Here is a 24,541-nt window from a genome sequence, read left to right as displayed (position 1 = left end):
GTGAGAGAAGCTTTCCTCACCTATCAAATTAAAGTTCTGAAAATTCAGTTAAAAGGAGTGTTAAAAATGGAAAAACGTATCGTTTGTTTAGCTGGTGATGGTGTTGGTCCAGAAGTAATGGAAAGTGCGAAGGAAGTATTGCATATGGTAGAAAGGCTATATGGACATCATTTTCATTTGCAAGATGAGTACTTTGGTGGTGTTGCTATCGATTTAACTGGGCAACCATTACCACAGCGAACACTTGCCGCCTGTTTAGCGAGTGATGCGGTTTTACTTGGAGCAGTAGGTGGACCAAGGTGGGATAGTGCGAAAGAAAGGCCTGAGAAAGGATTATTAGCATTAAGAAAAGGACTCGGTGTATTTGCGAATGTTCGCCCTGTAACGGTAGAAAGTGCAACTGCACATTTATCACCATTAAAAAACGCTGATGAAATTGATTTCGTTGTCGTTCGTGAATTAACAGGCGGAATTTATTTTTCTTATCCGAAAGAGCGAACGGAAGAAGTGGCGACAGATACACTTACGTATCATCGCCATGAAATTGAACGTATCGTTTCGTATGCTTTTCAATTAGCGAATAAGCGGAAGAAAAAAGTAACATCTATTGATAAAGCGAATGTTTTAGAGTCTAGTAAATTATGGAGAACTGTGACAGAAGAAGTAGCACTTCGCTACCCAAATGTGGAAGTAGAACACATTTTAGTAGATGCAGCAGCTATGGAATTAATTCGGAATCCAGGAAGATTTGACGTTATTGTAACGGAAAATTTATTTGGTGATATTTTAAGTGATGAGGCTTCAGTATTAGCTGGATCATTAGGAATGCTTCCATCAGCAAGTCACGCTGAAAAGGGGCCTTCATTATACGAGCCTATTCACGGATCAGCACCGGATATTGCGGGGAAAAATAAGGCGAATCCAATTGCGATGATGCGTTCTGTTGCAATGATGCTTGGGCAATCGTTCGGATTAACGAGAGAAGGATATGCAATTGAAGAAGCAGTTTCTGCAGTCCTTAAATCAGGAAAATGTACAGCAGATATCGGGGGGACTGAAACGACAACTTCATTTACAAAGGCAGTTATTCAAGAAATGGAAGAGCAAGCGTTAGTAGGGAGAGGAAGATAATGGGGAAAAGGTTACTAGATAAGCTTTGGGAAAGACATGTAGTTGCGACTAATGAAAATGGATTGGATTTATTATATATCGATCTACATCTTGTTCATGAAGTAACGTCACCGCAAGCCTTTGAAGGCTTGCGGCTTACAAATCGAACAGTCCGCAGACCAGATTTAACATTTGCAACGATGGATCATAATATTCCAACGAAAGATGTTTGGAATATTACCGACCGCATTGCGAAGCAGCAACTAGATACACTTCGGGAAAACTGTAAACAATTTCAGGTGCCATTAGCGGATATCGGAGATGAAGAGCAAGGGATCGTTCATGTAATAGGACCAGAACTTGGACTCACACAGCCAGGAAAAACGATTGTTTGTGGTGATAGTCATACAGCAACACACGGTGCTTTTGGCGCACTAGCGTTTGGTATTGGTACGAGTGAAGTGGAACATGTATTGGCGACGCAAACGTTATGGCAACGAAAGCCGAAAGCAATGGGCATTGAGTTAAAAGGAAAGTTACCGCAAGGTGTTTATGCGAAAGATATTATTTTACACCTTCTTTCAAAGTACGGAGTAGCAGTTGGAACAGGTTACGTAATGGAATTTTACGGAGAGGCCATTCATGCTATGGATATGGAAGAGAGGATGACGCTTTGCAATATGGCAATTGAAGGGGGAGCAAAGGCTGGCATTATTGCACCAGATGAAAAAACGGTTGCTTACGTAAAAGGGCGTAAATATGCACCGAAAGACTATGAATCTATTAAGAAAAAATGGTCAGAACTTTATACAGATTTAGATGCAGTTTATGATTTACATATTCTAGTAGATGTTACGGATTTAGCACCGTACGTTACGTGGGGAACAAATCCTAGTATGGGTGTTCGGATCGATGAGAAATTGCCAGAAAAGCATGATGCAAATGACGAAAGAGCGTTTTCTTATATGGGGTTGAGTCCCGGACAAAGTACGTATGACATTCCAGTTCAACATGTTTTCATTGGATCTTGTACAAATTCTAGGCTTTCTGATTTAGAAATTGCTGCATCTGTCGTGAAAGGTAAAAAAGTAAAAGAAGGTGTGCGAGCACTTGTTGTACCTGGATCTCAAAGGGTAAGAGAAGCAGCGATGCATAAAGGATTACATCGCATATTTGAAGAAGCTGGATTTGAATGGAGAGAGCCCGGATGCTCAATGTGTCTAGGTATGAATCCAGATCAAGTGCCTGAAGGGGAACATTGTGCCTCTACGTCAAATCGCAATTTTGAAGGAAGACAAGGAAAGGGAGCACGAACGCATTTAGTTAGCCCGGCAATGGCGGCAGCGGCTGCGTTATATGGTCATTTTGTTGATATTAGAAAGGAGAGTTATGATGGAGCCATTTCGTATTCATAAAGGTACTGCCGCAGTACTGATGAATGATAACATTGATACAGATCAAATTATTCCGAAGCAATATTTAAAGAGAATTGAAAGAACTGGGTTTGGGAAGTTTTTATTTGATGAGTGGCGATATGATAATAATCGCCAAGAAAACCCTAATTTCCCGCTTAATGCACAAGAAAGAAAAGGAGCCAGTATATTAATCACAGGCGATAATTTTGGATGTGGCTCGTCAAGAGAACATGCTCCATGGGCACTTGCTGATTATGGTTTCCGCGTTATTATCGCTGGAGGATTTGCCGATATCTTTTATATGAATTGTATGAAAAATGGCATGTTACCGATTGTAATGGATAAAGATATGCGTGAACAACTTGCTAAAACAGATGCGAGAGAACAAATCACAGTTGATTTAGAAAATGAAATAATGACAACGAATACGCATAGATTCCATTTTACAATCGAGAAAATGTGGAAAGAGAAGTTATTAAATGGTTTAGATGAAATTAGTATTACAATGCAATATGAACAAGAAATAAAAGAGTATGAAAGAAAAGTGGCTTTACATTAAAAAAATGACGGAATATTAAAAATGTATTTACATTCAAAATTAACTGTTATATACTATGTGAAAATCAGAGGAGAAAGGGAGTAAGTATTATGAATATCGTGCAATCTATTACAATGCTTACACAACTACATCATCATACATGAAACCCTTGAACCTAGCGTGAAAACGTGTAGGTACAAGGGTTATTCCCGTTGTACCTACACTCTACTGAAGAGCCTTGTAGGTATTTTGTCTACAAGGCTCTTTTTATTTTCGGCTTAGGGGAATGAAATAGGCATACATTAGAAGGGGAAAGGTGTGAAAATTTAGATGACAAAATGGAAACGGGCAAATCCAAATGGAACGAGAGATTATTTATTCGAAGAATGTACGTTAATTGAAGAAGTAGAACAAAAATTAAGGCTTACTTTTTTAGAGAGAGGTTATGAAGAAATAAGAACACCTACAATTGAATTTTATGACGTTTTTGCATTTCAAAATAGACCGATAGATGAAGAGAAGATGTATAAATTTTTTGATGAAAAGGGAAGGATTATCGTTTTACGTCCAGATATGACAATTCCTTTAGCGAGAGTTATTGGAACACAGAGATGGGATACGCCACTTAAAGTGACGTATAGCGGGAATGTATTTCGAGCGAATGAATCCCATTCTGGAAAATATAATGAAATCGTACAAAGTGGTATTGAAGTTATCGGGATTGATAATGTAAGAGCTGAAATTGAATGTGTAATAAGTGTCATTCAAGCACTTCAAAAGTTGAAGGTGCAATCTTTTACAATTGAGATTGGGCAAGTACAGTTATATAAATGTATTGTAAAAAAACTCTCCATCCATGATGAAGAAGAAAGGGGACTTAGAACGTATATAGAAAGTAAAAATTATGCAGCCCTCTCAAATTTTATCGGAGAAAAGAAATTAAATCGATGCGATGAGACAGTAAGGTTACTTGAGAAATTGCCAAGGCTATTTGGAAATTTAGAAGTTATTGAGGAAGCAGAAAAGCTTGCTTCAAGTAATGAAATGAAAATGGCAATTGCAAGAATAAAAGAAATGTATGAAACAATTGAAACGTTAGGATATGGTTCTTACATATCAATTGATTTGGGCATGATTCAACACTTAGATTACTATACGGGTGTTATTTTCAAAGGATATATATATGAAATTGGAGAAGAAATCGTTAGTGGCGGAAGATACGATGAGCTAATTGGCAATTTTGGAGAAATGCTGCCAGCTGTTGGACTCGCGGTACAAGTAAATCAAATTGTGAAGGCGCTGCAAGAGCAGCAAGAACCATATGAACGAAATCAAATTGATATTGTGATTCATTATGAGTTAAATAGATTAGCGGAAGCAGAAAGGCTACGAAATTTACTTCGAAAGGATGGGAAAAATGCTTGGTTATCTCTATTCTCTAATTTAAGCGATACCTTTCAATTCGCAAGAAAAAATAAAATAGGAACGGTCGTTGAGGCAAAGAATGAATACTTAGTGGAATATGTATGGAATGAGAAATGGGTAGTCCAGAAAGAAGGAGAGGCTTCATGCGTAACATTCAAATTGCGTTAACGAAAGGAAGATTAGAAAAACATGTCATTCCACTTTTTGAGCAGATTGGAATTGATTGTTCCGAGCTCAAAAATAAAGGTCGGAAGCTTGTATTTCAAAGTAAAAATACAAATATTTCATTTATTTTAGTAAAAGCGGTTGATGTTGCTACTTATGTAGAACATGGGGTAGCTGATATTGGCATCGTTGGAAAAGATATTTTAATGGAAAACGAGAAAGATATTTATGAAATGCTGGATTTAGGAGTGGGGATTTGTAAGTTTTGTGTTGCTTCTATTCCTACGTATAATCCGAAGAGTTACCGGAAGAAAAGAATCGCTACGAAATACCCACATATTACTTCTACTTATTTTCATGATAAGGGAGAGGATGTAGAAATTATTAAAATAGAAGGTTCTGTAGAAATCGCTCCTCTTCTTGGATTGGCAGATGCGATTGTAGATATTGTTGAAACAGGAAAAACATTACAAGAGAATGGACTCATTGTATTTGAGGAAATGTACTTTATATCGGCTCGGATGATTGTAAATAAGGCAGCCTTAAAAACTAAAAAAGACGAAATATTCAGTATTATAAATATGATGGAGCAAGAAATCTTATCAGGGAAATAGGAGGATTTAAAATGGAAATCATTTATGAAGACTTTAAGGAGGCATTATCTAAAATAAAAGTGCTAAGAGAAAACGCTAATATAATAGAAGAAACTGTTCAAAGAAGTGTAAGAGAAATCATTAGACATGTAAGGGAAGGGAATGATGAGGCTTTATCTTTCTATACAAAAAAGTTTGATGGTGTAGAGATGAAAGATTTTCGTGTAAGTGAAGAAGAAATACAGCAAGCGAGTATGTTTGTAGAGAATTCATTTTTAGAAGCTTTAAAAGAGGCGAAGAAAAACATTGTTTCGTATCACGAAAAGCAAAAGAAGTATTCAATCTTCGATTGTGAAAGTAAAGGCATAATTAGAGGGCAGCTCATTCGGCCATTAGAAAATGTAGGTGTATATGTACCAGGTGGGACAGCCTCATATCCTTCTTCAGTATTAATGAATGTATTGCCGGCGAAACTTGCAGGTGTGAAAAAGATTGTAATGGTAACACCGCCGAGGAAAGGGGGAATTGATCCTCATATATTAGCTGCTGCAAATCTTGCGGGAGTAGATGAAATTTATACGATAGGTGGCGCACAAGCAATTGCTGCTTTAGCATACGGGACGGAATCGATTCCGAAAGTGGATAAAATAGTTGGACCGGGAAATTTGTACGTCGCTCTAGCGAAACGAGAAGTATACGGGATAGTAAATATCGATATGATTGCTGGTCCATCAGAAATTGTAGTTGTCGCGGATGAAACAGGTAATGCAAAATATATCGCAGCGGATTTATTATCGCAAGCAGAGCATGATGAGAGAGCAACGGCGATTTGTATTACAACGAATATGGAACTAGCTAAAGAAGTAGAAAAAGAGGTAGAAAGACAGTTAGAAACGTTACCAAGAAGTGAAATTGCACGTGAATCAATAAATAGAAATGGAGCCATCTTTATCGTTGCTTCTTTAGAGGAGGCACTAAAGTTATCAAATAAAATTGCTCCAGAACATTTAGAGTTACATATAAAAGAACCGATGAATGCTCTAGATTATGTGAAACATGCAGGCTCTATTTTCCTTGGGCCATATGCACCTGAACCGCTCGGGGATTATTTGGCGGGACCGAATCATGTATTACCAACGAGCGGAACGGCAAGATTTTTTTCTCCGTTATCAGTCGATGATTTCGTGAAAAAATCAAGTTTTATTTCTTATACAGAGGAAGCATTAAAAAATGTACAGCATCATATTGTAGAGCTTGCAAATAAAGAAGGGTTACATGCACATGCGAGAGCAATCCAAATAAGGTTTGAGGAGGAAAAATAATGCGTCAGTCCAGTCAAGCACGTGAGACGACAGAAACAAAAATTAAATTAAGTTTGCAGCTTGATGAAAGTACGAGTGTATCTATTCAAACGGGGGTTGGTTTTTTCGATCATATGCTGACTTTATTTGCTAGACATGGAAGATTTGGATTGCAAGTTGAGGCAGAAGGTGATGTATTTGTCGATGCACATCACACCGTTGAAGATGTTGGAATTGTACTCGGAAATTGCTTGAAAGAAGCATTGCAAAATAAAGAAGGAATTAATCGTTACGGTTCCGCGTATGTACCGATGGATGAATCTTTAGGATTTGTTGCAATTGATATAAGTGGACGCTCATATTGTGTATTTCAAGGGGAATTAACAAATCCGAAGCTCGGGGATTTTGATACAGAATTGACGGAAGAATTTTTTAGAGCAGTTGCACATGCTGCCAATATTACATTACATGCGCGCGTTCTATACGGAAGTAATACACATCACAAAATTGAAGCATTATTTAAAGCTTTTGGTAGAGCGCTTAGAGAAGCGGTCGAAAAAAATGCCAACATTACTGGTGTAAATTCAACGAAAGGGATGTTGTAATTGATTGCCATTATAGATTATGGAATGGGGAATATTCGCAGTGTAGAGCAAGCATTAAAATATATTGAGGCAGAGTACATTGTAACGAGTGATAAAGAAGAGATATTGAGAAGCGATGGCGTGATTCTACCGGGAGTAGGTGCATTTCCGAAAGCGATGGAAGTATTAAAAGAAAGAGATTTAGTGTGTGTACTAAAAGAAGTTTGTGACATAGGAAAACCACTCCTCGGTATATGTTTGGGCATGCAACTTTTATTTGAACGAAGTGAGGAACTAAAAGATTGTAGCGGGTTAGGTTTACTACCAGGTGAAATTCGGAAGTTAAAAGTTTCGTATAAAATTCCTCATATGGGATGGAATGAATTAAGGAAGGAAAGAGAATTTCCGCTTTGGAATGGATTAGTGGATGGTTCTTTCGTGTATTATGTTCACTCATATTACGCGGATTGTCCAGATGAAATTGTATGCGGAGTAAGTGATTATGGAATGCAAATACCAGGGTTTGTCGCGAAAGGAAATGTATTTGGTGCACAGTTTCATCCAGAAAAAAGTGGCGAAATTGGCATGCAAATATTAAAAAATTTTCAAGGAGTGGTAGAAGCATGGAAATCTTCCCAGCTATCGATTTAAAAGAAGGGCGATGCGTTAGACTTTATCAAGGAGAGTTTAGTAAAGAAACGGTGATGAATGAAGATCCGGTAGCGCAGGCGATCATATTTGAAAAGCTTGGAGCGGAAATACTACACATTGTTGATTTAGACGGTGCAATTGCTGGCGAGTCGTTAAATTTGCCCGTCATTGAAAAAATCTGCAAGGCGGTACGTATTCCTGTGCAAGTGGGAGGAGGAATTCGTTCACTTGTAACGGTGGAGAAGTTATTGTCAGCAGGTGTAGAAAAAGTGATTTTAGGAACAGCAGCTCTTTATGATAAGTCATTTTTAGAGGAAGCAGTTCGTCTATATAAAGAGAAAATCATTGTTGGAATTGATGCGAAAAATGGTTTCGTAGCAACGAGAGGTTGGCTTGATCTGTCTGAAATTTCTTACGTTAGTTTAGCGAAACAAATGGAAAGTTTAGGTGTTCAAACGATTGTGTTTACAGACATTTCGAAAGACGGGACGCTTGCAGGTCCAAATTTTGAACAATTAGCGATACTTCAAAAAAGTGTGGGCATTCGTCTCATCGCCTCTGGAGGAGTGGCATCTATTCAAGATGTGAAAAAGTTAAATGATATGAATATATATGGTGTCATAATTGGAAAGGCGCTTTACGAGAAAACGATTGATTTAGAAGAAGTGTTACAGGTAACGAAGTTATGTTAGCGAAACGAATCATTCCATGTCTAGATGTGAAAGAAGGGCGAGTCGTAAAGGGTGTAAATTTTATAGGATTACAAGATGTCGGTAATCCGGTTGAAATAGCTGAAGCATATAACGAGGCAGGGGCAGATGAAATCGTATTTTTAGATATTACAGCGACTCATGAAGGAAGAAAAACGATTATAGATGTTGTAGAAAAAACAGCAGCTAAAGTATTTATTCCTCTTACGGTTGGCGGGGGGATTTCAAGTGTGAAAGATATGTACAATTTACTAAGAGCTGGAGCAGACAAAGTTTCAATAAACTCAGCGGCAGTGCGAAACCCGAAGCTTATAGAAGAAGGGACAGAACACTTTGGATCACAATGTATTGTCGTGGCAATTGATGCTAGAAAAGTAGCAGAAGGTAAATGGAACGTATACGTCAACGGCGGAAGAGTTGACACAGGAATGGATGCCATAGAATGGGCGAAGCGTGTTGTTAAACTTGGGGCAGGTGAAATTTTGTTAACGAGTATGGATGCAGATGGAACGAAAAGCGGATATGACCTTCGTTTAACAGAAGAAATTTCAAAAAGTGTTTCCATTCCAGTCATCGCATCAGGGGGCTGTGGTCATACGGATCACATTATAGAAGTTTTTCAAAAGACAACAGTTGATGCAGCGTTAGCGGCATCCATCTTTCATTATGGTGAGGCGACAGTGCAGAGTGTAAAGCGAAAATTAAGAGATGCAAATGTTGAGGTGCGGTTATGAAACCTAATTTTTCAAAAGGATTAATACCAGCAATTGTCATCGAAGAAGGTACGAAAGAAGTTTTAATGCTAGCTTATATGAATGAAGAAGCATATGAAAAAACGTTAGAGACGAAAAGAACATGGTTTTATTCTCGTTCGAGGCAGTCGTTATGGAATAAGGGGGAAACATCAGGGAATCTTCAATATGTGCAATCTTTATATTTAGATTGTGATCAAGATTCAATTGTTGTGAATGTGAAACAAGTAGGACCTGCTTGTCATACGGGAGAGAAGACATGTTTTCACTATCAAATTATATAGGGGGATACATATGGAAAATGCCTTTAAGTTGCTGTATAAAACAATTGAAGAACGAAAGGAAAGCCCACTTCCTGAATCGTATACAAATTATTTATTTTCAAAAGGAGAAGATAAAATTTTAAAGAAAATTGGTGAAGAGTGTGCTGAAGTAATTATCGCATGTAAAAATAATGATAAAGAAGAAGTAGTGAAAGAAATGGTTGATGTATTTTATCACTGTTTCGTTTTATTAGCTGAAAAAAATATTACATTGGAAGATGTCATGCGGGAGGTGAAAGAACGAAATGGAAAGCTTTCGAGAGTTGGGGATAGAAGGGAAATAGATACATTATAAGGGGGAATGTATATGAAAGTAGATTATCATCTTCACTTAGAAGAAGGACCGTATTCAATAGGATGGCTTGCTAAAATAAATGAAGCGCTGGAACGTTATGAACCGCTTCAAGAAAGGCATTCTATTGATTGGCTTATGAAAACACAAGAGCGTTTGCAAAAGCGTGTGAAGGAAGGGCCATTTACAACAGAATGGATGGACCTCTATTTAGAAGAAGCTGTGCGAAAAGGTATAACAGAAGTTGGGATTGTTGATCATTTATATCGTTTTCATGAAGCGAAAGGATATTATGAAAAATATGTAGATATTAGTGATTCTAAGCTCGGTCGTATACAGAAGGAATGGTTAGATCAAGTAAGGGTAGTTTCACTGTATGATTTTACAAAGGTCATTGAAGAGGCGAAAGAACGATGGAGTAAAAGAGGTGTCACACTTAAACTTGGAATTGAAGCGGATTATTTTATTGGTTGTGAAGGAGAGTTAAAAGAATTATTAGCGCTAGGAGACTTTGATTATATAATTGGTTCCGTTCATTTTCTAAATGGCTGGGGATTTGATAATCCAGATACGAAAGAATATTTTGAGAAGCATGACCTACGCGCATTATATGATATGTTTTTTAAAACAGTTGAGAGTGCGATTCGTACCGAGTTATTTGATATTATCGCTCATCTTGATAATATAAAGGTATTTAATTATCGATTGGATGAGAATGAACAGCTTTCTTATTATGAGGAAATTGCCTGTGCGTTAGTAGAAACGAATACGGCAACAGAAATAAATGCAGGATTATACTATCGTTATCCTGTTCGTGAAATGTGCCCAAGTCCACTATATTTACAAGTATTAGCTAAGTATGGTGTTCCAATTACGATTTCTTCGGATGCCCATTATCCAAATGATTTAGGGAATTATGTACAAGAAAATGTACAAACATTACTAGCTCACGGTGTTACTCAGGTTGCAACATTTACGAAGCGAGCAAGAGTAATGAGGTCGCTTGAAGAAGAAGTAACAAATTCAAAATGAAACGCAATTTTTTGATGAAAACCGTCCTTTTTGTTCAAAATAAGAAAGAATGAAAAGGAGGGTAAGAAATGGCGAAACAACAAAATAAACAAAATGTACAAGGTGCACAGCAACAAGCTTATACTTCTGAAACGAATGCTGAATCTCAATCGGTTATTGAGGAGCAAATTAGCGATACGGTTGCAGAAGGAACGATTGATGTGAAGCTTGGAAAAGAATCGCAAGAAAAAGCGTAAGAAAAGGGGAGAGTTGCATCTCCTCTTTTTTCATGGAAAAGTGTCGATTTTTAAAACTATAATCAAATTCCTTGGTTTTTATATGTGGATTTCTTACAATGAAATATAAGAGATATCTTATTTTCTATAGAAGAGGTGTTAGTAGTGGCAAAAATATTAGTAGCGGGAAAAATTCCGGAAATTGGATTAGAACTATTAAAAGATCATGATGTAGAAATGTACGATAAAGAGGAGTTAATTTCTATAGATGAATTAACAGAGCGTGTAAAAGATAAAGATGCATTGTTAAGTTTACTTTCGACAAAGGTGCCAAAAGAAGTTATTGATGCAGCGCCTCATTTAAAGATTGTTGCAAACTATGGTGCTGGTTACGACAATATTGATTACAAGTATGCGGGCGAAAAAGGAATTGCAGTTACGAATACACCGAAAGTATCAACGGAAGCGACTGCAGAATTAACATTTGCACTTCTTTTAGCAGCGGCGCGTAGAATTCCTGAAGGGGATACGTTATGTCGTACGACTGGATTTAACGGATGGGCACCGTTATTTTTCTTAGGACGAGAAGTTCATGGTAAGACAATCGGAATTATAGGTCTTGGAGAAATCGGGAAGGCTGTTGCAAAACGTGCGAAAGCATTTGGAATGGATGTTTTATATACAGGGCCAAATCGTAAGCTTGAAGCTGAAAGTGAGCTGGGGGCAACGTATGTGATGTTGGAAGAATTATTACAAACAGCAGACTTTATTACAATTAACTGTGCTTATAATCCAAATTTACATCATATGATTGATGAAGAGCAGTTTAAAATGATGAAGAAAACAGCGTATATTGTAAATGCTTCACGTGGACCAATTATGAATGAAGCAGCACTTGCTCATGCATTAAAAACGAATGAAATTGAAGGAGCAGCTCTTGACGTGTTTGAATTTGAACCGAAAATTACAGAAGAGTTAAAAGAATTAAAGAATGTAGTACTTGCTCCACACGTAGGGAATGCAACATTTGAAACTCGTGATGCGATGGCTGAAATGGCTGTCAGAAATATTTTAGCTGTATTAAACGGCGAAGAGCCAGTAACACCTGTAAATCAAAAGGTATTAGTTACAAAATAAAAAGAAACCTTCCGGACTCGGAAGGTTTTCTTATTTTTCTTTATTCGCTTTTTTAGACGGTCTTTGTCTAATGAATTGAGATAACATGTACAAAATATATAGTGGAATGGCAATAAATAAGAAAACAGAAAAATTTCCAAATCCTGTTTGATACATTGTAATAATGATTCCAACTAAAAATAGTGTAATAATGATGCTATATCGTGGAATTGGTACATCTTTTAAACTTGGGATACGAATGCGGCTCACCATTAAAAATGCGAACGTTACAAATACGGTAATAAGAACGATTTTTGGAATGGTATGTGAAAATAATGTTAAGAAAGCAACAAGCCCTCCCGCTGCTGTAATCGGTACTCCAGTGAAATATTTCATTGAAGTAGAAGATGGTGTTACATTAAATCGTGCTAAACGATATGCTCCGAAAAGAGGGAATAATCCCGCTATGTATAATCCGATGATTCCGTAGTTTGAGAAAGATGTGTAATACATTAAAACAGCTGGTGCTGCACCAAATGTTACGACATCTGCAAGCGAGTCGAGCTCTTTTCCCATTTGTGAATCAACACGTAATAAACGAGCAACACGACCATCAAGACTATCTAACATCATCCCGATAAGTACTAAAATAGCAGCTGATTTATAATATCCTAAAGATGCATAGCCGATTGATAAAAATCCGCTATATAAATTTCCGAGCGTAAATAAGTTTGGAATAGCTGCTCTATACAAAATCTGATCCCTTGCTTTCTGTAATAAATTCTTAATTAGTGTATGAAAGTTTACTTATTTTATCATACCATAAATTTATTCCTCATACGAAAGAAATTACCAATTTGTGAAAGATTTCATAGAAGGATGGTTTGAAAATTAAGTGAAAATAAAAAGAGGAAGCAACTTGTATAAAGTTGCTTCCTTTACTATTCAAATTTCGTTGTCATCGTTCCAGTTTTATATCGATTATTAGGATCGAAGCGTAATAAATCTCCATAAATTAATTTATCGGAGAGTTTTAATTCTGTTTTTGCTTTTTCAATATACGGCTGACATAGCGTCATGTCAGCTTCTTCACCCGTACTTCTTTTGTAGCACATATTTTTTGTATAAACATATTCTTCAGAAACAAAGCTACCATCACGCATTACCATAAGCGGGTCTTTCTCTTTAATAAATAAGTCAGTTCCAAATTCAACGGATTTATTTGTTTTAATACCAAGTAAATGAAGGAGCGTTGGCTTAATATCAATTTGACCGGATACTTTAGAAACAACTTTTCCTTCTTGGCCAGGCACATGAATAATAAGAGGGACTCGTTGTAATTGCATAGAATCGAATGGTGTAATAGTATCTTTTCCTAGGAACTGTGCCATAGCTGCGTTATGGTTTTCGGAAATACCGTAATGATCACCATAGATGACAATAACGGAATTATCATACAATCCTTCTTCTTTTAATTGTTTAATAAATAATTTAAGAGCTTCATCTGTGTAACGAACAGTTGGGAAGTAGCGGTTTACAACACCACTTTCCGAGTTGAATTCATCAACATATTGATCTTCCGGATTTAGAAGAAATGGAAAATGATTTGTTAATGTAATAAATTTTGTATAGAACGGTTGCGGTAAAGATTTTAACTTTGGAATAGATTGTTCAAAGAACTCTTTATCTTTTAATCCCCAACCGACAGACATTTGCTCCGTTCCTGCGTAATCATTTAAATTAAAGTAACGATCATATCCAAGCGCAGGATACATTACATCCCGATTCCAAAACGTTTTATCATTTGAATGGAAGACGGCAGAAGAATATCCGTATTTCTTTAATTGTTCTGGTGTCGCTGTGTATTCATTTGTTGCATGAGTAAAGAATACAGAACCACGATCTAGCGGATAAAGTGAGTTTTCAACGATAAATTCAGCATCAGAAGTTTTACCTTGTCCAGTTTGATGATAGAAGTTATCGAAATAGAAACTATCCTTAATAAATTCATTTAAAAATGGTGTAATTTCTTTTCCATTTATTTTTTTATTAATAACAAAGCTTTGTGTAGATTCCATTGAAATTAAAATTACATTTTTACCTTTTGCAGCTCCAAATAAGTTTTTATCAACTTGTTTGTCTTTTGAGTCTGTATAGTTTTTAATTTCAGAAAACCCATCCCCACTTGCAAATACACGCTCAGCTGAGGACTTGGATTGAAGCGTAATATCAAATAGATGATATGTGTATAAACCTAAATTCTTCACGACAGTTTGACGGTCAAATGAGCGTGAGAACATTTGTGGTTTATAAATAACTGATACAACAATTTGTAGTGCTAATAAAGCTGTTACACCGCTAAAGAAAGTTCGCTTCTCTGAGCGGGAAAGTGGTGTTTTGTCGCCAAATGATGGGAATTTACGCGAAATAAACATTAAAATAATTGCATCTGCAAATAAAAGTAATGTTTTGTACGTAAAGAGTTCTTTTATACTTGTCCCTAAATCAGCCATATTGTTTGTTTGGAATAAAACCGGGAAAGTAACGAAATCGTTATAGAACCCATAAAACATTGCGTTTCCAAATAAAATAAATGACAGTATAAAACTGATTCCAATTATAATTCGGTTTCGGTGCTTAGATGCAAGTAAAGCTAAGCCGAAAAATAAAAGTAACGCAGCTAGTGGATTGATAAAAAGCATGAATTCTTCAAAAAAATTATCAATTTTAATATCAAATGCTAGCTTGTACACAATATATGTTTTAATCCATAGTAAAACGACTGCAACGAGTGCAAATCGCAGTTTTGGAAACAGATGTTGTAGCATAATATACTCCTCTCCTAAAAAGCATGACAGTTCTTGAGAGTCAGTTTGCTTAACGACTCATTTTATATATACGAACAGTCCTTTGTTATTATGATTATTATACTATGAGTATCATTATACGAAAATAAAAGAAGGTTGTGGGCTTTTTTATAATAATCGAGTAGAAAAAGAGTGGTGGGAGACAATAAAACAGAATTTCTATGTATGATAATTATCGTACGCAGAAAGAATCGCGTGATAATACGGAGGTTATAATGCGAAAATTATTATATTTTATAGCATGCAGTAGTGTTATACTTTTTACTTCACCGAGTGTGTCGGTAGCCCAATATGATGCACCTCTTATGGAAGATGCACTTTATTCTGTTTTATTTCCAAAAATAAATAAAGCAATTGAAAAACAATATGGAAGTTTGAAACCTTATCAATGTCCTAAAATTATTAGTTTAAAAAAAGTGTATAGCGGTACATATTTATTTCAAGCAAGTATTGAAGTGACAAAGTATGAACGTGTTGCTGGGAAAATTGCTCCACCATTTGAGAAGGTAACGATTACATTTAATAACGAAGAAGGCGAATGGGAAGTGACAAAGATTTCAGTAAAGCGCTTACCAAACGATACAAAACTAAACTGTAAAAAAACAATATAAAAAATTGTTTGACAAATAAAATGGTCCTTTGGTATTGTTAATAGCAACAATTAGATGTTTGAAAATTAAATAGACTTACCTCATCTACTCTCAAAGGTAGAGGCCGCGATAGGAAAGAGTAAGCTATGGGAGATTTAATGGAATCTGTGATCATAGGTTGAAAGGGACTATTGCCGAAATATAAGAATAACCATCTTATTCATATATTGGGACTGCATTGAATAAATGTAGTACTGTCATAAGATTTATTTTATGGAGAGCTATTTGGAGATGTTGATGCGGTTTCTTATTTTGAGGAGATAACAACTCGTTTATTTTTTCAATATATATTTTTCCTAATAAGAAACGCGTGTGAACATTGTTCCGCGCGTTTTTTGTCTATCTAAAAGCGTGCTGCAATGAATAGAAGATTGGGGTTATGAGTTTTAGAGGAAATAAGGGAGGAATTTAAATGTATTTACACGGCACAAGCCGAATTAATGGGCAAGGACACTTAGAAATTGGAGGGTGCGATACGACGCAGCTAGCAAAGCAATACGGAACACCACTTTATGTATACGATGAAGAGTCTATTCGAGGAAAATGCCGAGCATTTCATCGTGCTTTTAAAGAAAGTGGTTTCTCTTATCAAGTAGCATATGCAAGCAAGGCGTTCTTGTGCATGGAGATGTGCCGAGTAGCTCGTGAAGAGAATATGTCATTAGACGTTGTCTCTGGGGGAGAATTATATACTGCGCTCCAAGCAGGATTTCCGGCATCACGTATTCATTTTCATGGAAATAATAAAACAGAAGAAGAAATAGTGATGGCTCTTCAGGCGAATATCGGTTGTTTTGTCGTAGATAACTTCTTTGAATTAGAAGTTTTACACGATTTAGCGATGCAACATGGGAAATTTGTGAACATATTAATTCGTGTAACGCCTGGAGTAGAGGCGCACACACATGAATATATTACGACAGGTCAAGATGATTCGAAATTTGGATTTGGCGTTTCAAACGGTCAAGCAATGCAGGCAATTGGATTTGCTTTACAAAAATCAAATTATAATGTGCTAGGGATCCATTCACATATTGGATCGCAAATATTTGAAACAGCTGGTTTTGTTCGAGCGATTGAAGTTCTTCGCCAATTTTTAGTAGAAGTGAGAGAGCAAACAAACTATGTAGTAAAAGTGTTAAATGTAGGCGGAGGATTTGGAATACGTTACACAGAGTCAGATACACCATTAACTCTTGAGACATATGTGCGAGCTGTAACAAGTGCAGTGAGAGAACAATTTACTGTATGTGAATATCCATTGCCAGAAATATGGGTTGAACCAGGCCGTAGCATTGTAGGTGATGCTGGGACAACACTTTATACAGTTGGATCTGTGAAAGATATTCCTGGTATTCGGAAATATGTATCAGTCGATGGTGGAATGACAGATAATTTAAGACCAGCTTTATATAGCGCGCGTTATGAAGCGATGTTAGCGAATCGAGGGAATGATGAGAATGAGGAACTCGTTTCGATTGCCGGGAAATGCTGTGAGAGTGGAGACATGTTGATTTGGGATATTCATTTACCGAAAGTCGTTGCTTCTGATTTACTAGCAGTTTCCTGTACAGGAGCATACGGGTACTCGATGGCGAATAATTACAATCGGATTCGAAGACCAGCCGTTGTCTTTGCAAAAGGCGGAACATCGCAAGTAGTTGTGGAACGCGAAACATATGAAAATATTATTGGGAACGATCGCATACGTATTAAAGAACTTGTCTAAATAGGAAAAGGAGTTGTTCGTATGGGCAATTCCTTTTTTATAAAATAAAATAATTAAAATATATCGGAAAACTAGGATTGAAAAAAATCAGAATTGTGATAAAATACAAATACAAAGCTTATCAAGAGAAGCGGAGGGAACTGGCCCGAAGAAGCTCGGCAACCTGCTTATAGAAAGCAAGGTGCTAAATCCAGCAAAATGGGATCCATTTTGAAAGATAAGGTAAAATATATTACCGAACAGTCTTTTCGAAATGGGAAAGATTTTTTTTATGAATAAAAAGGGGGGGCTGTTCGCGTGAGTGTACGGGAACATTTTGATGAAGTATCCGAGAAGATTGAAGCGATGCTTGCTGATATGAAATATGGTTCAATTACAATTGTTGTGCAAGATGGAAAAGTAATTCAGTTAGAGAAAAGTGAAAAAGTACGTTTAAAGTGAAAAGCGCTGACTAGAAAAACTAGAGGCGGTTTTAACCTATTTTCATTAGGTTAAAACCGTCTTTTTGCTTTTACAGGGGGAAAAAACATGTTGACGTATGAAACGTGGGAAGGAAATGTTGTTTCATTCTCGGAAGAAGACGAAACAAAAGGCGCGCTATCAGTATTAAAGTGGGCTTATGGAGAGTATAAAGATGAAATTGTCTACGCATGTAGCTTTGGGGTGGAAGGTATGGTATTGCTGCACATTATAAACCAAGTAAATCCATATGCTAAAGTCGTATTTTTGGATACAAATGTTCATTTTCAAGAAACGTATGAATTAATTCGGAAAGTGCGGGAAAGATTTCCTTCATTGAATATTATAGAAAAACAGCCAGAACTTACACTTGATGAACAGGCGAAGTTGCATGGTGAAAAACTGTGGGAGAGCAATCCGAATCTTTGTTGTAAGATTAGAAAAATTTTACCTTTAGAAAAATCATTAGTAGTGGAAAAAGCATGGATATCAGGCTTAAGAAGGGAACAATCAGAAACACGTAAGCATACAAAGTTTATAAATCAAGATCATCGTTTTCAATCTATTAAAGTTTGTCCACTCATTCATTGGACGTGGAAAGAAGTTTGGCGATATGTATACAAACATAGCTTGCCGTATAACCCGTTGCATGATATTGGTTATCCAAGTATTGGGTGTGAGAAATGTACGTTACCTGTTGGGGATGGTGGCGATTCAAGAGATGGTAGATGGGCTGGAAAAGTGAAAACTGAATGTGGTCTTCATTACCAATAAGATGAATCTTGAAATAAAGCTAAGAGAGGATATAGAAAAATGAGCATAGTAAACGAATTAGTAAACCGTATAGATGAGGCATATGACGTATCACAAATTGAAAAAGAAATTAAGTTAGACAATATTGCGTTAAGTGATTTAGAACTATTGGCGACAGGTGGATATAGCCCCCTTACTGGTTTTTTAGGGAAGGAAGATTATGATTCAGTCGTAGAAACGCTTCGTTTAGCAAATGGTAGTGTGTGGAGTATACCAATTACATTACCTGTAACAGAAAAAGTCGCAGAAAGCCTGAAAGTTGGAGAGGAAGTAAAGCTTGTCAACAATGGAAATATATACGGTGTCATTCAAATAGAAGATATTTTTGTACCAGATAAAGAAAAAGAAGCGTTACTTGTATATAAAACAACGGATGGGGCTCATCCAGGAGTGGAAAAATTATATGAACGATCAAACGTTTACGTTGGAGGAACTATTATTCTAACAAAACGCTTTGAAAATAATCAATTTCCTTCTTATCATTTAGACCCAATTGAAACGAGGGAAGAATTTAAAAAACGTGGGTGGAAAACAGTGGTCGGATTTCAAACGAGAAACCCGGTACATCGTGCCCATGAGTATATCCAAAAGTCTGCTCTTGAAATTGTAGATGGTCTCTTTTTAAATCCGCTCGTTGGAGAAACGAAATCGGATGATATTCCTGCTGATGTAAGAATGGAAAGCTATGAAGTACTCCTTCAAAACTATTATCCGAAAAATCGTGTCTTTTTAAGTGTATTTCCTGCTGCAATGCGTTACGCAGGACCAAGGGAAGCGATATTTCATGCGTTAGTAAGAAAGAATTTTGGATGTACCCACTTTATTGTAGGGCGTGATCATGCTGGAGTAGGAGATTATTACGGAACGTATGAAGCGCAAGAAATCTTCACAAATTTTACGATAGAAGAGTTAGGAATTACACCACTATTCTTTGAACATAGTTTTTACTGCACGAAATGTGAAGCGATGGCTTCAACGAAAACATGTCCGCACGGAAAAGAAGATCATGTTATTTTATCGGGTACGAAAGTAAGAGAATTATTAAGAAACGGTGAGATTCCGCCAAGTACATTTAGTCGTAAAGAAGTAGTGGAAGTGCTAATTAAAGGCTTGAAAAAAGAAGTAGTAACAGAATAGGGAGAGAACGAGATGGATACGAATATTACTTGGCATACAGCTTCGGTTTCAAAAGATGAGAGAAGAGTGAAGAATGGACATCATAGTTTTGTAATTTGGTTTACTGGTTTATCAGCTTCGGGTAAATCTACAGTAGCGAATGCGGTCGCTCGTAAACTGTTTGAAAAGAATATTGGAAATTATGTGCTGGATGGGGATAACATTCGCCACGGTTTAAATAAAGACTTAGGATTTTCTGAAAGTGATCGCATGGAAAATATAAGACGTATTGGCGAAGTGGCAAAGTTATTTGTAGATCAAGGAGCAGTTGTCCTTACAGCATTTATTTCACCATTTCGAGTGGACCGTAAACAAGTAAGAGATTTATTAGCGGCAGATGAATTTATTGAAATTTTTGTGAAGTGTCCGATTGAAGAGTGTGAGAAACGTGATCCGAAAGGACTTTATAAAAAGGCAAGGAAAGGTGATATTAAGGATTTCACAGGTATTGATTCGCCTTATGAAGAGCCAGAGCAAGCGGAATTAATTGTAGAAACGCACAAATATTCTATTGAAGAATGTGCAGAACAAATCGTGAAGTACTTACAAGAGCGTAGTTTTATATAGGGGGATAAACAATGAGTTATGAAAAAGTATGGGCTAACAATGAAAAATTAAATCAGACCGAGAAAAATAAATTAGAAAAAGATGGCTTAGAAATTTTTAATGATATTCCTTACTATGCGGAAAATGGTTTCGAATCTATTCCGAAAGAAGAGTGGGATGCCTTTAAATGGGCAGGCTTGTATTTACAAAGACCGAAAGAAGCTGGTTATTTTATGATGCGGGTAAATATTCCGTCAGGGATTATTACAAATGCACAGGCAGAAGTACTTGCTTCTATCGCTGAAGATTATGGACGTGATGTAATAGATATTACGACGAGACAGGCGATTCAGTTTCACTGGTTAGAAATTCAGCAAATTCCAGATATTTTTAAAAGGTTAGCAAGAGTTGGGTTATCTTCAGCGGGGGCTTGTGGTGATATAACGCGGAATATTACAGGTAATCCGCTTGCTGGCATTGATGCAAATGAACTATTTGATACAACGCATATTGTAAAAGAAGTATATGATTACTTCCAACATAATGAAGAGTTTTCTAACTTGCCACGTAAATTTAAAATGTCTATTAGTTCTAATATTTATAATTCAGCAAACGCAGAAATTAACTGTGTTGCATTTACGCCTGCAACGAAAGAAATAGATGGTGAGAAAAAAGTTGGTTTTCATATAAAAGTAGGTGGAGGATTATCAGCTCGACCGTATTTAGCTGATGAATTAGATGTATTCGTTTTACCAGAAGAAGTGAAGGCGGTGGCGATTGCAATTGCTACTATATTCCGTGATTTTGGATATCGTGAGAAACGTCATTTAGCGCGTTTGAAATTTCTTGTTGCGGACTGGGGAGCAGAGAAATTTAAAGAGAAACTAATAGAGTATACAGGGCCTTTACAAAGTAAAGGGGAAAGTGCACTCAAAGGATGGAATGCAGGCTATTTTTATGGTGTTCAAGACCAAAAACAAGAGGGATTAAAATATGTAGGTTTTAATGTACCGGTAGGTCGTTTACATGCAGAAGAAATGTTTGAGGTTGCAAGAATCGCAAAGCAATATGGAAATGGACAAATTCGTACATGTAATTCACAAAATTTCATTATTCCGAACGTTCCTCCGGAAAATGTAAAAGGATTACTTAGTGAACCGCTGTTTGAAGCGATATCTGCAAGCCCGAAATCATTTATTGGTCATGCGGTTTCATGTACCGGTATTGAATATTGTAATCTTGCACTAGTAGAAACGAAAGAAAGATTACGTCAAATTGCAGAATACTTAGATACACAAATTGCACTCGATGTTCCAGTTCGAATTCATATGGTAGGCTGCCCGAATTCATGTGGTCAACGTCAAATTGCTGACATTGGGTTACAAGGGGTGAAAATGAAGACGAAGGAAAAAGGCATTGTTGAAGCGTTTGAAATATACGTAGGTGGAACATTGTTAGATGGCGGTGCCTACAATCAAAAGTTAAAAGGAAAAATAGATGGCGAGGATCTACCTGATGTACTTGCATCATTTATAAGTTATTTCAAAGAGAATAAATTACCAGCCGAGACATTTTATGATTTTGTAGGTCGTGTTGGTGTAGATACATTACAAATAGCGTTAAATAACGTGTTAGAAGAAGTCATAGCGTCTTAGGAGGGACGATATGGATTTATATCGATTTGAAGCTGTATTAGTGAGTGATATTGTTCCGATAGTTGTTGTTGCTCAAAGTGAAGAACAGGCATTTAAGCTTGCGGAGATTGAGCTTGAAAAGCATTTTTTACCGTTGCCAGAGGTAAAAGAGATTTCTTTGTTTGAAAAAAAGAAGATTCGAAAAGGTGCGGCATTTGTTATTCATGAGTAGAGATCAGTAATACGAAAAAATAAAAACTTCCATTCTTATATACGAATGGAAGTTTCATTTTAATAGAAGAAATGAGGAGAGATGATGGGAAAGGTTTATATTGTTGGAGCGGGTCCTGGCGATCCAGATTTAATTACTGTTAAAGGGTTGAAATGTATTGAGAAGGCAGATGTTATTTTATACGACCGACTTGTGAATAAAGAGCTGCTTTCACACGCGAAGCCTGACGCGGATTTAATTTATTGTGGAAAACTCCCGAATTATCACACGATGAAGCAAGAGACAATTAACACGTTTCTTATTAAGTATGCGAAAAAAGGAAAAGTTGTAACGAGGCTTAAGGGCGGCGATCCATTTGTGTTTGGTAGAGGGGGAGAAGAAGCTGAAGCATTAGCAAAGCAAGGTGTACCATTTGAAATCATTCCTGGTATTTCAGCTGGAATAGCTGCTCCTGCTTATGCGGGCATTCCAGTGACGCACCGTGATGCAAGTGCAAGTTTTGCTATTGTGACTGGGCATAGGAAAGAAGGTGCTGAAGAAGAAGTGAAATGGGAGAGTTTAGCGAAAGGTGTAGAGACTTTAGCGGTATATATGGGGGTTAGTAATTTGCCCTACATATGTGAGCAACTTATGAAGCATGGAAAAGATAAAAGTACGCCAGCTGCTATTATTGAGCAGGGGACGACGTCTATGCAACGCACAGTTGTTGGAACGTTAGGGACAATTGTAGATGTTGCGAAAAAAGAGCAAATTCAAAATCCGAGTATGATTGTAATTGGAGAGGTTGTCCGTTTTAGAGAAAAAATTCATTGGTTTGAGAAGCAGACAGAAAATGCTTATCAAGTAAGTGGAGTGTTGTAAAATGAAAGCCGTCTTATATATATGTCATGGAAGTCGTTTGAAGACAGCGAAAGAAGAGGCGATTCAATTTATTACATCGTGTATGAGCCGTATAGAAGCGACTATTCAAGAAGTTTGTTTTTTAGAGTTAGCGAATCCTTCTATTGAAGATGGTTTTCGTACATGTGTGAAGCGTGGGGCCACTGAGATTATTGCTATCCCTGTTTTTTTATTAGCGGCAGGGCATGTAAAAAAAGATATCCCTTTTGAATTGGAAAAATTAACTAATCAATTTTCGGATGTTAAAGTGACCTATGGTAATCCGTTTGGTGTATCAGAAACACTTGTTAAATCGGTGTATAGCGGAAGTGGCATCGAACAGGAAGATAAAAATGAAGTGACGTTACTTCTCGTTGCAAGAGGGAGCAGTGATCCTGAAGTATTAAGAGATATAAACTGGATTGCTTCTTTATTTCAAACAAAAGAGAAGGTTAAAAAAGTAGAAGTTTGTTATTTAGCGGCTGCAGAGCCAAAATTTGAGGAGAAGTTAAAGGAAGTTGTAGAACAAAAAGAAAAGAACATCGTTGTACTGCCTTACTTGTTATTTACAGGTTTACTTATGAAACATATTGAGAAAGAAGTGCGCCAATATGAATTGGGAGAGATAAAAATCAGTCCATATTTAGGGAAGAATGAAGCGTTTCAAGATATGTTAATTCAGAAAACGACGGAGTTATTGAAAGGAGATCAGTATGTATCCACTTACAGTGCGAGTTAATGAGAAACGCGTTGTTGTTATTGGTGGGGGAAAAGTTGCAGGATTTAAAATTATTCCTTTACTCAAACAGGGTGCGGATATAGTTGTGATAAGTCCAGAATTAGATGCGAATTTAGTAAAACTTGTGGAAGAAAAGAAAATTCGTTGGTATCAAAGAGAATATGAGAAAAGTGATATTAAAAGTGCTTTTTTAGTTGTTGCAGCGAGTAGTGATTCAATATTAAATGAACAAGTTGCTGAAGATGCCGCCGAGAATCAATTAGTAAATGTTATTACAAATCCGGAAAGTGGTAATGTTCATTTTCCGGCAGCAATTCATCGTGGTTTACTTAATATAGCAGTTTCTACTGGGGGAGCGAGCCCTAAGCTCGCAAAAAAAATTCGAGATGAGATTGCAAATAAATATGATGAGACATATGAATCGTATTTAGATTTTTTATATGAAGTAAGGGTGAAGTTAAAAGATTTACAGTTAGAAAAGAGAGAGCGAAATATATTGCTCCAAGAAGTGTTGAAATCAGTATATGTGCAAAACGAGGGGAAAAGAGAAAGTTTTTTACGAGAATTAGAGGAAAAGGTTTTAAAATAATAAAAG

At 36.7% G+C, this 24,541-nt stretch carries 28 protein-coding genes and 2 riboswitches; of the genes, 26 read left to right on the top strand and 2 right to left on the bottom strand.

The genetic code is table 11. The features are described 5' to 3' along the window. Positions 1 to 66: 66 nt before the first annotated feature. The 15 genes from leuB (at position 67) to ABWK52_RS09880 (ending at position 12,243) form a co-directional block, all read left to right on the top strand. Positions 67 to 1,131: a 3-isopropylmalate dehydrogenase gene (gene leuB / locus ABWK52_RS09950; protein WP_000415384.1), complete on the top strand. Its 1,065-nt coding sequence runs from the start codon at positions 67 to 69 to the stop codon at positions 1,129 to 1,131. Continuing rightward, a complete protein-coding gene (leuC, locus tag ABWK52_RS09945; protein ID WP_000518102.1) occupies positions 1,131 to 2,525 on the top strand; it encodes a 3-isopropylmalate dehydratase large subunit in 1,395 nt (464 codons plus the stop codon). Before leuB ends, leuC begins: the two co-directional genes overlap by 1 nt. Continuing rightward, a complete protein-coding gene (gene leuD / locus ABWK52_RS09940) occupies positions 2,503 to 3,084 on the top strand; it encodes a 3-isopropylmalate dehydratase small subunit (RefSeq protein WP_000433189.1) in 582 nt (193 codons plus the stop codon). The genes leuC and leuD overlap by 23 nt, the downstream gene beginning before the upstream one ends. Before the next feature lie 309 nt (positions 3,085 to 3,393). Continuing rightward, positions 3,394 to 4,656: an ATP phosphoribosyltransferase regulatory subunit gene (locus tag ABWK52_RS09935; RefSeq protein ID WP_098541388.1), complete on the top strand. Its 1,263-nt coding sequence runs from the start codon at positions 3,394 to 3,396 to the stop codon at positions 4,654 to 4,656. Beyond that, positions 4,632 to 5,267 (top strand): ATP phosphoribosyltransferase, encoded by a 636-nt coding sequence (gene hisG, locus ABWK52_RS09930; protein WP_001244487.1) that lies wholly within the window; start codon positions 4,632 to 4,634, stop codon positions 5,265 to 5,267. The genes ABWK52_RS09935 and hisG overlap by 25 nt, the downstream gene beginning before the upstream one ends. Before the next feature lie 11 nt (positions 5,268 to 5,278). Then, the gene (gene hisD, locus ABWK52_RS09925; RefSeq protein WP_000402913.1) at positions 5,279 to 6,568 is read left to right on the top strand and encodes a histidinol dehydrogenase; all 1,290 of its coding nucleotides are present in this window, start codon (positions 5,279 to 5,281) and stop codon (positions 6,566 to 6,568) included. After that, positions 6,568 to 7,152 (top strand): imidazoleglycerol-phosphate dehydratase HisB, encoded by a 585-nt coding sequence (gene hisB / locus ABWK52_RS09920; RefSeq protein WP_001249951.1) that lies wholly within the window; start codon positions 6,568 to 6,570, stop codon positions 7,150 to 7,152. Before hisD ends, hisB begins: the two co-directional genes overlap by 1 nt. Next, the gene (hisH, locus tag ABWK52_RS09915) at positions 7,153 to 7,782 is read left to right on the top strand and encodes an imidazole glycerol phosphate synthase subunit HisH (protein ID WP_000560336.1); all 630 of its coding nucleotides are present in this window, start codon (positions 7,153 to 7,155) and stop codon (positions 7,780 to 7,782) included. Next, entirely contained in the window at positions 7,755 to 8,474 is a 720-nt protein-coding gene (gene hisA / locus ABWK52_RS09910; RefSeq protein WP_000402298.1) for a 1-(5-phosphoribosyl)-5-[(5-phosphoribosylamino)methylideneamino]imidazole-4-carboxamide isomerase, read from the top strand. Before hisH ends, hisA begins: the two co-directional genes overlap by 28 nt. Continuing rightward, a complete protein-coding gene (gene hisF, locus ABWK52_RS09905; RefSeq protein ID WP_098021182.1) occupies positions 8,468 to 9,226 on the top strand; it encodes an imidazoleglycerol phosphate synthase cyclase subunit in 759 nt (252 codons plus the stop codon). The genes hisA and hisF overlap by 7 nt, the downstream gene beginning before the upstream one ends. After that, positions 9,223 to 9,528, top strand: coding sequence for a phosphoribosyl-AMP cyclohydrolase (hisI, locus tag ABWK52_RS09900; protein WP_000803961.1), 306 nt, complete (start codon positions 9,223 to 9,225; stop codon positions 9,526 to 9,528). The genes hisF and hisI overlap by 4 nt, the downstream gene beginning before the upstream one ends. A gap of 10 nt (positions 9,529 to 9,538) precedes the next feature. Beyond that, complete coding sequence (gene hisE / locus ABWK52_RS09895; RefSeq protein ID WP_000426357.1) at positions 9,539 to 9,862, top strand: phosphoribosyl-ATP diphosphatase; 324 nt, start codon at positions 9,539 to 9,541, stop codon at positions 9,860 to 9,862. Between the two features lie 12 nt (positions 9,863 to 9,874). Continuing rightward, positions 9,875 to 10,891: a histidinol phosphate phosphatase domain-containing protein gene (locus tag ABWK52_RS09890; RefSeq protein ID WP_000861846.1), complete on the top strand. Its 1,017-nt coding sequence runs from the start codon at positions 9,875 to 9,877 to the stop codon at positions 10,889 to 10,891. Between the two features lie 68 nt (positions 10,892 to 10,959). Then, positions 10,960 to 11,127: a YozQ family protein gene (locus tag ABWK52_RS09885; protein WP_001118880.1), complete on the top strand. Its 168-nt coding sequence runs from the start codon at positions 10,960 to 10,962 to the stop codon at positions 11,125 to 11,127. Between the two features lie 144 nt (positions 11,128 to 11,271). Further along, positions 11,272 to 12,243, top strand: coding sequence for an NAD(P)-dependent oxidoreductase (locus tag ABWK52_RS09880; protein ID WP_001062829.1), 972 nt, complete (start codon positions 11,272 to 11,274; stop codon positions 12,241 to 12,243). A gap of 30 nt (positions 12,244 to 12,273) precedes the next feature. On the opposite strand, the gene pssA is transcribed toward ABWK52_RS09880, so the two are convergent. Both pssA and ABWK52_RS09870 read right to left on the bottom strand, forming a co-directional pair. Next, positions 12,274 to 12,975, bottom strand: a complete 702-nt coding sequence (pssA, locus tag ABWK52_RS09875; RefSeq protein WP_000285417.1) for a CDP-diacylglycerol--serine O-phosphatidyltransferase — start codon at positions 12,973 to 12,975, stop codon at positions 12,274 to 12,276. 188 nt (positions 12,976 to 13,163) lie between these two features. Then, on the bottom strand, positions 13,164 to 15,050 hold the full coding sequence (locus ABWK52_RS09870; protein ID WP_000939082.1) for an LTA synthase family protein: 1,887 nt from the start codon (positions 15,048 to 15,050) through the stop codon (positions 13,164 to 13,166). Between the two features lie 254 nt (positions 15,051 to 15,304). On the opposite strand from ABWK52_RS09870, the gene ABWK52_RS09865 reads away from it, so the two are divergent. The 11 genes from ABWK52_RS09865 (at position 15,305) to ABWK52_RS09815 (ending at position 24,535) form a co-directional block, all read left to right on the top strand. Next, a complete protein-coding gene (locus ABWK52_RS09865; RefSeq protein ID WP_001228823.1) occupies positions 15,305 to 15,700 on the top strand; it encodes a DUF3888 domain-containing protein in 396 nt (131 codons plus the stop codon). 89 nt (positions 15,701 to 15,789) lie between these two features. Then, a riboswitch (Lysine riboswitch) is annotated at positions 15,790 to 15,971 on the top strand. Positions 15,972 to 16,151: 180 nt separating this feature from the next. After that, positions 16,152 to 17,468 carry a diaminopimelate decarboxylase gene (gene lysA / locus ABWK52_RS09860; protein ID WP_000280645.1) on the top strand — a complete coding sequence of 439 codons (1,317 nt, stop codon included), beginning with the start codon at positions 16,152 to 16,154 and terminating at the stop codon, positions 17,466 to 17,468. A gap of 115 nt (positions 17,469 to 17,583) precedes the next feature. Next, positions 17,584 to 17,692, top strand: a riboswitch (SAM riboswitch). A 73-nt stretch (positions 17,693 to 17,765) separates the two neighbouring features. Further along, the gene (locus ABWK52_RS09855) at positions 17,766 to 17,909 is read left to right on the top strand and encodes a YezD family protein (protein ID WP_000116158.1); all 144 of its coding nucleotides are present in this window, start codon (positions 17,766 to 17,768) and stop codon (positions 17,907 to 17,909) included. Positions 17,910 to 17,996: 87 nt separating this feature from the next. Then, positions 17,997 to 18,701: a phosphoadenylyl-sulfate reductase gene (locus ABWK52_RS09850; protein WP_098541390.1), complete on the top strand. Its 705-nt coding sequence runs from the start codon at positions 17,997 to 17,999 to the stop codon at positions 18,699 to 18,701. A 39-nt stretch (positions 18,702 to 18,740) separates the two neighbouring features. Further along, positions 18,741 to 19,877: a sulfate adenylyltransferase gene (sat, locus tag ABWK52_RS09845; RefSeq protein WP_098541392.1), complete on the top strand. Its 1,137-nt coding sequence runs from the start codon at positions 18,741 to 18,743 to the stop codon at positions 19,875 to 19,877. 12 nt (positions 19,878 to 19,889) lie between these two features. Beyond that, a complete protein-coding gene (gene cysC / locus ABWK52_RS09840; RefSeq protein WP_000380499.1) occupies positions 19,890 to 20,483 on the top strand; it encodes an adenylyl-sulfate kinase in 594 nt (197 codons plus the stop codon). 11 nt (positions 20,484 to 20,494) lie between these two features. After that, on the top strand, positions 20,495 to 22,117 hold the full coding sequence (locus tag ABWK52_RS09835; RefSeq protein WP_098507903.1) for a nitrite/sulfite reductase: 1,623 nt from the start codon (positions 20,495 to 20,497) through the stop codon (positions 22,115 to 22,117). Positions 22,118 to 22,127: 10 nt separating this feature from the next. Then, a complete protein-coding gene (locus ABWK52_RS09830; RefSeq protein ID WP_000366918.1) occupies positions 22,128 to 22,328 on the top strand; it encodes a DUF3906 family protein in 201 nt (66 codons plus the stop codon). Positions 22,329 to 22,412: 84 nt separating this feature from the next. Next, positions 22,413 to 23,189: a uroporphyrinogen-III C-methyltransferase gene (cobA, locus tag ABWK52_RS09825; RefSeq protein WP_000521255.1), complete on the top strand. Its 777-nt coding sequence runs from the start codon at positions 22,413 to 22,415 to the stop codon at positions 23,187 to 23,189. Position 23,190: 1 nt separating this feature from the next. Next, the gene (locus tag ABWK52_RS09820) at positions 23,191 to 23,946 is read left to right on the top strand and encodes a sirohydrochlorin chelatase (protein WP_000648885.1); all 756 of its coding nucleotides are present in this window, start codon (positions 23,191 to 23,193) and stop codon (positions 23,944 to 23,946) included. Further along, the gene (locus ABWK52_RS09815) at positions 23,921 to 24,535 is read left to right on the top strand and encodes an NAD(P)-binding protein (RefSeq protein ID WP_000283363.1); all 615 of its coding nucleotides are present in this window, start codon (positions 23,921 to 23,923) and stop codon (positions 24,533 to 24,535) included. Before ABWK52_RS09820 ends, ABWK52_RS09815 begins: the two co-directional genes overlap by 26 nt. Positions 24,536 to 24,541 lie beyond the last annotated feature (6 nt).

The sequence above is a fragment of the Bacillus sp. AP50 genome (assembly GCF_040492675.1).
Classification (GTDB): domain Bacteria; phylum Bacillota; class Bacilli; order Bacillales; family Bacillaceae_G; genus Bacillus_A; species Bacillus_A cereus.
Note: the sequence above shows the minus strand (reverse complement) of the source record. Positions and strands in the feature narration are given on the sequence as shown.

Coding starts and splice junctions, on each gene's coding strand:
- leuB (WP_000415384.1), top strand. CDS start 67: ATGGAAAAACGTATCGTTTGTTTAGCTGGTGATGGTGTTGGTCCAGAA.
- cobA (WP_000521255.1), top strand. CDS start 22,413: ATGGGAAAGGTTTATATTGTTGGAGCGGGTCCTGGCGATCCAGATTTA.
- ABWK52_RS09870 (WP_000939082.1), bottom strand. CDS start 15,050: ATGCTACAACATCTGTTTCCAAAACTGCGATTTGCACTCGTTGCAGTC.
- ABWK52_RS09890 (WP_000861846.1), top strand. CDS start 9,875: ATGAAAGTAGATTATCATCTTCACTTAGAAGAAGGACCGTATTCAATA.
- ABWK52_RS09935 (WP_098541388.1), top strand. CDS start 3,394: ATGACAAAATGGAAACGGGCAAATCCAAATGGAACGAGAGATTATTTA.
- ABWK52_RS09830 (WP_000366918.1), top strand. CDS start 22,128: ATGGATTTATATCGATTTGAAGCTGTATTAGTGAGTGATATTGTTCCG.
- leuC (WP_000518102.1), top strand. CDS start 1,131: ATGGGGAAAAGGTTACTAGATAAGCTTTGGGAAAGACATGTAGTTGCG.
- hisI (WP_000803961.1), top strand. CDS start 9,223: ATGAAACCTAATTTTTCAAAAGGATTAATACCAGCAATTGTCATCGAA.
- ABWK52_RS09835 (WP_098507903.1), top strand. CDS start 20,495: ATGAGTTATGAAAAAGTATGGGCTAACAATGAAAAATTAAATCAGACC.
- ABWK52_RS09815 (WP_000283363.1), top strand. CDS start 23,921: ATGTATCCACTTACAGTGCGAGTTAATGAGAAACGCGTTGTTGTTATT.
- ABWK52_RS09820 (WP_000648885.1), top strand. CDS start 23,191: ATGAAAGCCGTCTTATATATATGTCATGGAAGTCGTTTGAAGACAGCG.
- hisF (WP_098021182.1), top strand. CDS start 8,468: ATGTTAGCGAAACGAATCATTCCATGTCTAGATGTGAAAGAAGGGCGA.
- hisE (WP_000426357.1), top strand. CDS start 9,539: ATGGAAAATGCCTTTAAGTTGCTGTATAAAACAATTGAAGAACGAAAG.
- hisG (WP_001244487.1), top strand. CDS start 4,632: ATGCGTAACATTCAAATTGCGTTAACGAAAGGAAGATTAGAAAAACAT.
- lysA (WP_000280645.1), top strand. CDS start 16,152: ATGTATTTACACGGCACAAGCCGAATTAATGGGCAAGGACACTTAGAA.
- ABWK52_RS09850 (WP_098541390.1), top strand. CDS start 17,997: ATGTTGACGTATGAAACGTGGGAAGGAAATGTTGTTTCATTCTCGGAA.
- ABWK52_RS09865 (WP_001228823.1), top strand. CDS start 15,305: ATGCGAAAATTATTATATTTTATAGCATGCAGTAGTGTTATACTTTTT.
- hisB (WP_001249951.1), top strand. CDS start 6,568: ATGCGTCAGTCCAGTCAAGCACGTGAGACGACAGAAACAAAAATTAAA.
- hisA (WP_000402298.1), top strand. CDS start 7,755: ATGGAAATCTTCCCAGCTATCGATTTAAAAGAAGGGCGATGCGTTAGA.
- ABWK52_RS09885 (WP_001118880.1), top strand. CDS start 10,960: ATGGCGAAACAACAAAATAAACAAAATGTACAAGGTGCACAGCAACAA.
- cysC (WP_000380499.1), top strand. CDS start 19,890: ATGGATACGAATATTACTTGGCATACAGCTTCGGTTTCAAAAGATGAG.
- sat (WP_098541392.1), top strand. CDS start 18,741: ATGAGCATAGTAAACGAATTAGTAAACCGTATAGATGAGGCATATGAC.
- hisD (WP_000402913.1), top strand. CDS start 5,279: ATGGAAATCATTTATGAAGACTTTAAGGAGGCATTATCTAAAATAAAA.
- leuD (WP_000433189.1), top strand. CDS start 2,503: ATGGAGCCATTTCGTATTCATAAAGGTACTGCCGCAGTACTGATGAAT.